Origin of the sequence: Paraburkholderia sp. Ac-20347 (genome assembly GCF_017104805.1) — a bacterium.
In the GTDB taxonomy this organism is placed as follows: domain Bacteria; phylum Pseudomonadota; class Gammaproteobacteria; order Burkholderiales; family Burkholderiaceae; genus Paraburkholderia; species Paraburkholderia tropica.
In genome coordinates this window covers 1-8,860 of sequence record NZ_JAAGPN010000303.1, presented here as the reverse complement: position 1 = coordinate 8,860, position 8,860 = coordinate 1, and the positions used below count along the sequence as shown (strand labels likewise).

Below are 8,860 nucleotides of genomic sequence, written 5' to 3'. Positions count from 1 at the left end.
GGGCGTCGTGGGCGTGATCTCGCCGTTCAACTTCCCGCTCTATCTGGCGATGCGCGCGGTCGCGCCCGCGCTCGCGCTGGGTAACGCCGTCGTGCTCAAGCCCGATCCGCGCACTTCGGTCTGCGGCGGATTCGCGATCGCGCGTCTGTTCGAACTCGCGGGCCTGCCCGCGGGCGTGCTGCACGTGCTGCCCGGCGACGGCGCGGCGGGCGCGGCGCTCACGAGCGATCCGCACATCGCGATGATCCAGTTCACGGGCTCGACGGGCGCAGGCCGCAAGGTCGGTGAAGCGGCCGGCCGGCATCTGAAGAAGGTCTCGCTCGAACTGGGCGGCAAGAATTCGCTGATCGTGCTCGACGACGCCGACCTCGACCTCGCCGTCGCCAACACGGCCTGGGGCGCGTATCTGCATCAGGGACAGATCTGCATGGCGACGGGCCGCGTGCTCGTGCAGCGCAAGATTTACGATCGTTTCGTGGAAAAACTGGTCGCGAAGGCGAAAGGCCTCACGGTCGGCGATCCGGCCACCGAAAACGTCGCGCTCGGCCCGATCATCAACACCGCGCAGCGCGATCACGTCGCGCGCGTGCTGGCCGCCGCGAAGGACGCGGGCGCGCGCATCGAAACGGGCGGCGGCTTCCGCGACCTGTTTTTCGAGCCGACCGTGCTGAGCGGCGTGACCGCGCAGAACCCGGCGTTCAACGAGGAAATCTTCGGACCGGTGGCCGTGGTCGTGCCCTTCGACACCGATGACGAAGCCATCGCGCTCGCCAACGATACGGAGTACGGATTGTCGATGGCCGTGGTCACGTCGAACGTGGGCCGCGCGCTGCGCATGGGCGAGCGGCTGCGCACGGGCCTGCTGCATATCAACGATCAGACCGTCAACGACGAGGTGATCAATCCGTTCGGCGGCGTCGGCGCATCGGGCAACGGCACGAGCATCGGCGGCCCGGCGAACTGGGAAGAATTCACGCAGTGGCAATGGCTCACGGTCAAGGGCGAAGCACCGCTCTACCCGATCTGAGACCCGCCGCCATCGACACAAGGAGACACGCTATGACTACGACATCGGCCAGCACGGGCCGCACCGTCACGGCCGCCGTCGCGCGCGGCAAGGGCGAGCCGTTCACGATCCAGAAAGCGCGCCTGCGCGGCCCGCAAGACGACGAAGTGCTGGTGCGCGTGGTGGCCACCGGCCTGTGCCACACCGACCTGATCGTGCGCGACCAGTATTACCCGGTGCCGCTGCCCGCCGTGCTCGGCCACGAAGGCGCGGGCGTGGTCGAAGCGGTCGGCCCCGCCGTGAAGAACCTGCAGCCCGGCGATCACGTCGTGCTGACCTATGGCGCGTGCGGCCATTGCCAGCCCTGCGCGGGCGGCCATGGCGCGTATTGCAGCCAGTTCTTCGGCCTGAACTTCGGCGGCGCCGATCTCGAGGGCCACACCGCGATCGAGGACGAAGAAGGCCGTCCGCTGCACGATCACTTCTTCGCGCAGTCGTCGTTCGCGAGCCACGCGCTGGCCCGCGAAAACAACGCGATCAAGGTGTCGAAAGACGCGCCGCTCGAACTGCTCGGGCCGCTCGGCTGCGGTATCCAGACTGGCGCGGGCGCCGTCATCAACTCGCTCAAGGTCACGCCGGGCAGCAGTTTCGCGAGTTTCGGCGCGGGCGCGGTCGGCCTCTCGGCGGTGATGGCCGCGCGCGTGGCGGGCGCGACCACCATCATCGCCGTCGACATCGTGCCCTCGCGGCTCGAACTGGCGAAAGAGCTGGGCGCGACGCACACGATCGACAGCCGCGAAATCGACATGGTCGAGACGATCCGCGCGATCACCGGCGGCGGCGTGAACTTCGCGCTCGAATCGACGGGCATCGCGTCGGTGTTGTCGGGGGCGATCGAATCGCTCGGCACGCTGGGCGCGATCGGCGTGGTCGGCGCGCCGCCTCTCGGCACCAAGGCGGAGTTCGACATCAACAGTCTGCTGCTGAACGGGCGCACGATTCGCGGCATCGTGGAAGGCGACAGCGTTCCGCAACGCTTCATTCCGCAACTCGTCGAGCTGTATCGGCAAGGGCGTTTTCCGTTCGACAAGCTCGTGAAGTTCTATCCGGTCGAGCAGATCAACGAAGCCGCCGAGGACAGCAAGCGCGGCGTCACGCTCAAGCCGATCCTGCGTTTCGCGCACGCCTGACGTTTCAATACGTTGCAGCCGCGTGTGATGGCGGGCGCGGCGCCATGCCCGCGCCCGCTGCGGTATCCTCGCATCAGTCCGCCGTTGCCGCGCCGCGTGCGCGGCAACGGCCCGGACGGATGGCATGGCGCCCTCCACGTTCACCTCACGCGCCGCGCCAACTGTCCCCTCGTTTTCTCCCCCTCTTTTGCCACTTTTTGCCGCTCGACCCCATGCCACGACGGGAGCCCGCATGAATCGCAAGTCCGCGCCCGAAACCGTCCAGGCCAGCGCGCTCGCGCAGTTGCATTCGGCGCGCGAGCGTTTCGGCGACGGCGAGCAATTGCCCGCCGCGCTCATGCCGAACCTGCTGCCTGAGTCGGTGGCGCGCTCCTGGGCGCGCTCGCGCGATGCAGGCGTGCTGCCGTGGCAGGCGCCCGAATACGAGCTGCTCAAGGGCACGCGCAGCGTGCGCGAATCGCACGACGACCGGCGGCTCTACAGCTGCATCGTCGACGAAATCGAGCAGCTCTGGGACGCATTCGGCGGCGACGACTGGACCATCTTCTGCGTGAATCCGCAAGGCACCGTGGTGCACGCGCGCCGCAGTCCCGCCTGCGACGACGACCTGATCCTGCCGATCATCGCCGGGCGGCGCATTCTCGAATCGCATATCGGCACGACGGCGCCGAGTTGCGTGCTGCACGAAGGCATCGAGGTGACGGTCGCGAACGGCCAGCACTATCTCGACCAGTTCGAGCGCGTGTCGTGTCTCGCGGTGCCGCTGTTCGGACTGCATGGCGAAGTGATCGGCGCGCTCGATCTCACCGGCACCGGCCAGCGCGATCTCGCGCAGGTAAAGGAGCAGTTCAGGCTGGCCGCGCTCGCCGCTGAACAGCGTTTATTCGCGACGCTGCGCGGCTGCCACTTGCTGCGCGTGCAGCACGATCCGCGCTGGCTCGCGACGCCGCTCGCGGGCGTGCTGGCGGTCGAGGAGAACGGCGATCTGCGCGCGGCGAGCCGGATGGCGCGGCGTATTCTCGGCTTGCCGCATGGCGCGCCGCTGGCGCTGCGATCGTTGCAGGATCTGTTCGACGATGCGCCGCCGGCGCTGCTCGGGCGCTTGCTGAAACCCCAGCGCGGTCCGCAGCGCATCGCACGCGCGGACGGCAGCCATGTGTGGATGCAGTACGCGCGCGCGCCGCTCAATCGCAGCACGGCGCGGCGTGTCGGGGCCGGACTCACTAGCGATCATGCCGATACCGCGCCAGAGCGCAGCGCGCAGGACGCGGCGAAAACCGGCGCGAGTCTCGAAGAACACACGCTCGGCGCGATACAGCAAGCGATGCGCGATCACAATGGCAATGTGGCCGCCGTGGCAAGACAATTGCGCATCTCGCGCACGACCGTCTACGCTCGCCTCAGACAGTTGCGCGAAACCGGCATGGTCAGCGACGTTCCGCACGCTGACGGCGCTTGATCGGGGCCAGTTCGGCTCGCGTGTTGCCGGCATCGTTGCTGACGCATGAATGACTGCGAATGCTTCTTGTTAATGCCGTCGTTCGCGCGGTCGTCGCGCTGACTGTCTATCCTCCTCCTATGCCCACGAGCGTCCATTGGTTCCTCAGGAGAGCGACATGCAAGCCGATCCCAAGGTTATCGAATATCTGAATGCCGAACTCAAGAACGAGCTGACGGCCATCAATCAGTATTTTCTGCACGCGCGGCTCTACAAACATTGGGGACTCACCGCGCTCGGCAAGCATGAGTATGACGAATCGATCGAGGAAATGAAGCACGCGGACAAGCTGATCGAGCGCATTTTCATGCTCGACGGCCTGCCCAATCTGCAGGATCTCGGCAAGTTGCTGGTTGGCGAGAGCACGCGCGAAGCGCTCGAATGCGATCTCAAGCTCGAACGGATCGCGCAGGCGCAATGCAAGGAAGCCATCGCCTATTGCGAAACCGTTCGCGACTTCGTGTCGAGAGAAATTTTCGTCGAGATTCTCGACGACACCGAAGATCATATCGACTGGCTCGAAACCCAGATCGGGCTGATCGACAAGATCGGCATCGAGAATTATCAGCAGTCGAGCATCGGCTCGGTCAGCTAGCGCTTCGCTGCAAGGGCCAGTTCCGCGGCGCCACGCCTGTCAACACAAAAAAGCCCCGCGCGGCCAACACCGCGCGGGGCTTTTTTACACTCGAAGAACGGCAGCGCCTCAGTCGTGCGCCATCGCCCGATCGACGCTGATATGCGTCGGCATCATGTTCACGTTGGCGTTGTGCATGACCCACAGCGACAGCCCGACGATCACCGCAATCAGAAACGCCGTGCAGATGAAAATGCCGGTGTTGGCGCGCTGGCTGCGCGACGATCCAATATGCAAAAAGTAGCCGAGCTGCACGACCAGCTGCGCGACGCACAGCACGACGATCGCCACGAGTCCCATCGCGGGCGGCACGAGATGAAACATCACCACGCCGAACGAAGCGAGCGTCAGCACGAGCGACAGCACCGTGCCGATCATGTAGCCCTTGAAGCTGCCATGCCCATCGCCGTGTCCGCTCTGCGGGGCAGCCTGATTAACATGAGAATGGCTCACAGCACACCTCGCAGATAGACAAAGGTAAACACGCAGATCCACACGAGATCGAGAAAGTGCCAAAAGAGGCTCAGGCACGCAAGACGGCGCTGGATCGTATCGGTCAGACCGAACTTGAAGGTCTGATGCATCATGATCGCGATCCACAGCAGACCCGCCGTCACGTGCAGACCGTGCGTGCCGACCAGCGTGAAATACGCCGAGAGATACGCGCTCGTATGCGGACCCGCGCCATCGGCGACGAGCTTCGCGAACTCGTTCACTTCCATGCCGACGAAGCCCGCGCCGAACGCGAACGTAATCGCGAGCCAAACGATCACCTGCGCGCGCTTGCCTGCGTGCAGGTTGAGCATCGCCATGCCGAACGTCACGCTGCTCGCGAGCAGCAGCAGCGTTTCGCCGAGCACGTACGGCAGTTCGAACAGTTCCTTCGCGCCCGGTCCGCCTGCCGTTGCATTCGCGAGCACGCCGAAGGTGGCGAACAGCGTCGCGAAGATGAGGCAGTCGCTCATCAGGTAGATCCAGAAACCCAGCGTCGTCTTGGTGTTGTCGCTGTGGCCGTGATCGTGCCCGTGCTCATGTCCCTGAGCGTGAGATGCGTGAGGTGTAATTGCAGCGTGCGCCATGACTTACGCAGCCTCCTTGATGTCCAGTTCCGCGAGCTGTGCGAAGCGCGCGTTTTCGATGCGCGCGACTTCCGCCGCCGGCACCCAGTAATCGACGTCCTGGTCATAGCTGCGCACGATGAACGTCACGATCATGCCGATCAGCCCGGCCGCCGCGAACGGCCACATGTGCCACACCGCGGCGAAGCCGAACAGCAGGCTGAACGCGGCGATGATGAAGCCCGCGCCCGTATTGCGCGGCATGTGGATGTCTTCGTAGTGCTCGGCCTGCTTGTACGCGGTGCCCGCTTCCTTGTTGTCCCAGTGCTGTTCCATCGAGGTGATCTTCGGCATCACGGCGAAGTTGTAGAACGGCGCGGGCGACGACGTCGACCATTCGAGGCTGCGGCCGTCCCACGGATCGCCGGTGACGTCGCGGTTCAGATCGCGGTCGCGAATGCTGACGTAGATCTGCACGACCAGCGCGAGAATGCCGAGGCCGACGAACACCGCGCCCACCAGCGCCACCACGAGCCACGGATGCCACGAGGCCACTTCGTAGTGGTTCATGCGGCGCGTCATGCCTTCGAAGCCGAGGATGTAGAGCGGCGTGAACGCGAGCCAGTAGCCGATCAGCCAGCACCAGAACGAGACCTTGCCCCAGAACTCGTTGAGCGTGAAGCCGAACACCTTCGGGAACCAGAAGCTGATGCCCGCGAGGCAGCCGAACACCACGCCGCCGATGATCACGTTATGGAAGTGCGCGACGAGGAACAGCGAGTTGTGCAGCACGAAGTCCGCGCCCGGCACGGCCAGCAGCACGCCCGTCATGCCGCCCACGGCGAACGTCACCATGAAGCCGATGGTCCAGAGCGTGGCGCTGTGATAGCGGATGCGGCCGCGATACATCGTGAACAGCCAGTTGAACAGCTTCACGCCGGTCGGGATCGAGATCACCGTGGTCATGATGCCGAAGAACGCGTTCACGTTCGCGCCCGAGCCCATCGTGAAGAAGTGATGCAGCCACACGAAGAACGAGAGAATGCCGATCGAGGACGTCGCGTACACCATCGACTTGTAGCCGAACAGCGGCTTGCCCGAGAATGTCGCGATGATTTCCGAGTACGCACCGAACGCAGGCAGGATCAGGATGTACACCTCGGGATGGCCCCACACCCAGATCAGGTTGATGTACATCATCGCGTTGCCGCCGAGCTCGTTCGTGAAGAAGTGCATGTCGAGATAGCGGTCCATCGTGAGCAGCGCGAGCGTGCCGGTAAGCACCGGAAACACCGCGACGATCAGGATGTTGGTGATGAGCGCGGTCCACACGAACACCGGCATCATCATGAGCTTCATGCCCGGCGCACGCATGCGCAGGATCGTCACGATGAAGTTGATGCCCGAGAGCGTCGTGCCCAGACCCGACACCTGCAACGACCAGATGTAATAGTCCATCCCCACCGTTGGACTGTAGCCGAGCTCGGAGAGCGGCGGATACGCCACCCAGCCCGTCGCCGCGAAGTCACCGACGAACATCGAGACCATCACGAGAATCGCGCCCACGACCGAGAGCCAGAACGACAGCGAATTCACGAACGGATACGCGACGTCGCGCGCGCCGATCTGCAGCGGCACGACCACGTTCATCAGTCCGAGAATCAGCGGCGTGGCCACGAAGAAGATCATGATGACGCCGTGCGCCGTGAAGATCTGGTCGTAGTGATGCGGCGGCAGATAGCCGGCCGCGTCGCCGTAGGCGAGCGCCTGTTGCGCGCGCATCATGATCGCGTCGGCGAAACCGCGCAGCAGCATCACGATCGCGAGAATGATGTACATGACGCCGATGCGTTTGTGATCGACCGAGGTGATCCACTCGCGCCACAGATAGCCCCACTTCCCCGCGAGCGTGATCGCGGCGAGCAGGAGCAGGCCGCCGAGCGCCACGACGGCGCCGGTGCCCATGATGATCGGCTCGTGCCAGGGTACGGCATCGAGCGTGAGTTTTCCGAACATGTGTGATTACTCCGCTGCCAGGATGGCGGGCGCGCGCGCGCCGCTGCGTTCGAGGGTGAGCGCCGGCACGTTCGCGCCGGTGCCGCAAATCGGGTTGCCGTGAACGTCGCGCATGTATTTGTCGACGACGCCTTCGAACAGACCCGGCGCGACGTTCGAATAGAGCGTCACGGGCGTCTTTTCGCCGGGAATCGCGAGGCGCTCGTAGGCGCTGCGGCTCAGCATCGCGGGCGAGGCTTTGGCGCGGGCGATCCACGCGTCGAAGTCGGCGCGGCTGGTGGCGAGCGTGTCGAAGTGCATGTCGGAGAAGCCCGGGCCGCTGAAGGCGGCCGAACGGCCCGCGTAGACGCCGGGTTCGTTCGCGATCAGATGCAGCTTCGTTTCCATGCCCGACATCGCATAGACCTGGGTGCCCAGTTGCGGAATGAAGAACGAGTTCATCAGCGACTCGGCGGTCAGGCTGAACGACACAGGCGTGTCTACCGGAATCGCCAACTGGTTCACGGACGCAACGCCGTAATCGGGATAGATGAACAGCCACTTCCAGTTGAGCGCGACGACGTCGACGCGGATCGGCTTGGTCTGCGATTCGATCGGCTTGTACGGATCGAGCGAGTGCGTCGTGCGCCAGATCAGCACGCCGAGCGTGAGCACGATCACACAGGGAATCGACCACACGACCACTTCGATCGCGGTCGAATGCGACCACTTCGGCGCGTAGGTCGCGCCCGTATTGGACGCGCGATAGCGCCACGCAAACCACAGCGTGAGCGCGATCACGGGAATCACCACCAGCAGCATCAAGCCGAGGGCGATCAGGATCAGGTTCTTTTCCTGCACGCCGATGTCGCCTTTCGGGTCCATCAGCACGGAGCTGCAGCCGCCGAGCAGCGCCAGCGCGCCGCTCGCGGCAAACGTCGCGGCGGCGCGTAACGGCCTGCCTATGCGCGGGTGAAAACGGGATGAGTGGGTGGAGTGTGGCTGCGGCGGGCCGCCTTCAAGGGACGGTCCTCTTCGAGAAAGGGATTGGCGCATGTCGGGTTCCAGGGTTGACGAACGCGCAAACCCGTCGATACAGCGCGTGCCCGGAATGCCCCGCCGCTTTGGTCAGGCTCCGCCGCGGCAGTGGCCATACATGCACCATATGTATGGATTTACGCGATTCGTGTCCGCATGCTAGAGTAAGACATGGCACATACATGTGCGGCAGGATGACGCAAGGCGCTATGACGCAACCCACCCCGAACGACGCCGACTCCAACCCGGATACCGATACCGCCGCCTCGCCGTGGGCATCGGCGTTCGCGCGCGGCAGCGGTCCGCGCTATGTGCAGCTCGTCGACTTCATCGAGCGCGCCGTGGCCGACGGCACGCTCGCGCCCGGCGACCGCGTGCCCGCGCAGCGCGCGCTGGCGAATCTGCTCGGCGTCGATCTCACCACGATCACGCGCGCGTTCA

General features: G+C 64.7%; 9 protein-coding genes. 5 read left to right on the top strand and 4 right to left on the bottom strand.

The annotated features are described in order from the left end of the window. From G3N97_RS33320 to bfr, 4 genes are all read left to right on the top strand, one after another. A partial coding sequence (locus tag G3N97_RS33320; RefSeq protein ID WP_205997154.1) for an aldehyde dehydrogenase family protein occupies window positions 1-1,027 on the top strand: 1,027 nt, incomplete at its 5' end. A 32-nt stretch (window positions 1,028-1,059) separates the two neighbouring features. Then, entirely contained in the window at window positions 1,060-2,196 is a 1,137-nt protein-coding gene (locus tag G3N97_RS33315; protein WP_205997153.1) for an NAD(P)-dependent alcohol dehydrogenase, read from the top strand. Window positions 2,197-2,428: 232 nt separating this feature from the next. Next, window positions 2,429-3,655, top strand: coding sequence for a helix-turn-helix domain-containing protein (locus G3N97_RS33310; RefSeq protein WP_205997152.1), 1,227 nt, complete (start codon window positions 2,429-2,431; stop codon window positions 3,653-3,655). A gap of 157 nt (window positions 3,656-3,812) precedes the next feature. Next, window positions 3,813-4,289: a bacterioferritin gene (gene bfr / locus G3N97_RS33305; protein ID WP_205997151.1), complete on the top strand. Its 477-nt coding sequence runs from the start codon at window positions 3,813-3,815 to the stop codon at window positions 4,287-4,289. A gap of 108 nt (window positions 4,290-4,397) precedes the next feature. Here bfr and cyoD read toward each other — a convergent pair whose 3' ends face one another. From cyoD to cyoA, 4 genes are read right to left on the bottom strand one after another with little or no spacing between them, the layout of a single operon-like run. Beyond that, window positions 4,398-4,781 (bottom strand): cytochrome o ubiquinol oxidase subunit IV, encoded by a 384-nt coding sequence (gene cyoD / locus G3N97_RS33300; RefSeq protein WP_205997150.1) that lies wholly within the window; start codon window positions 4,779-4,781, stop codon window positions 4,398-4,400. Next, on the bottom strand, window positions 4,778-5,407 hold the full coding sequence (gene cyoC / locus G3N97_RS33295) for a cytochrome o ubiquinol oxidase subunit III (RefSeq protein ID WP_205997149.1): 630 nt from the start codon (window positions 5,405-5,407) through the stop codon (window positions 4,778-4,780). Before cyoC ends, cyoD begins: the two co-directional genes overlap by 4 nt. 3 nt (window positions 5,408-5,410) lie before the next feature. After that, entirely contained in the window at window positions 5,411-7,402 is a 1,992-nt protein-coding gene (cyoB, locus tag G3N97_RS33290; RefSeq protein ID WP_065065745.1) for a cytochrome o ubiquinol oxidase subunit I, read from the bottom strand. A gap of 6 nt (window positions 7,403-7,408) precedes the next feature. Further along, entirely contained in the window at window positions 7,409-8,437 is a 1,029-nt protein-coding gene (gene cyoA / locus G3N97_RS33285) for a ubiquinol oxidase subunit II (RefSeq protein WP_205997148.1), read from the bottom strand. Window positions 8,438-8,628: 191 nt separating this feature from the next. Between cyoA and G3N97_RS33280 the strand changes: the two genes are divergently transcribed. Beyond that, on the top strand, window positions 8,629-8,860 hold a 232-nt coding region (locus G3N97_RS33280; RefSeq protein WP_205997147.1), incomplete at its 3' end, for a GntR family transcriptional regulator.

Bases quoted from the DNA above. Each gene is read 5' to 3' on its own strand.
- G3N97_RS33315 (WP_205997153.1), top strand. From the start codon at position 1,060: ATGACTACGACATCGGCCAGCACGGGCCGCACCGTCACGGCCGCCGTC.
- G3N97_RS33310 (WP_205997152.1), top strand. From the start codon at position 2,429: ATGAATCGCAAGTCCGCGCCCGAAACCGTCCAGGCCAGCGCGCTCGCG.
- bfr (WP_205997151.1), top strand. From the start codon at position 3,813: ATGCAAGCCGATCCCAAGGTTATCGAATATCTGAATGCCGAACTCAAG.
- cyoC (WP_205997149.1), bottom strand. From the start codon at position 5,407: ATGGCGCACGCTGCAATTACACCTCACGCATCTCACGCTCAGGGACAT.
- cyoB (WP_065065745.1), bottom strand. From the start codon at position 7,402: ATGTTCGGAAAACTCACGCTCGATGCCGTACCCTGGCACGAGCCGATC.
- cyoA (WP_205997148.1), bottom strand. From the start codon at position 8,437: ATGCGCCAATCCCTTTCTCGAAGAGGACCGTCCCTTGAAGGCGGCCCG.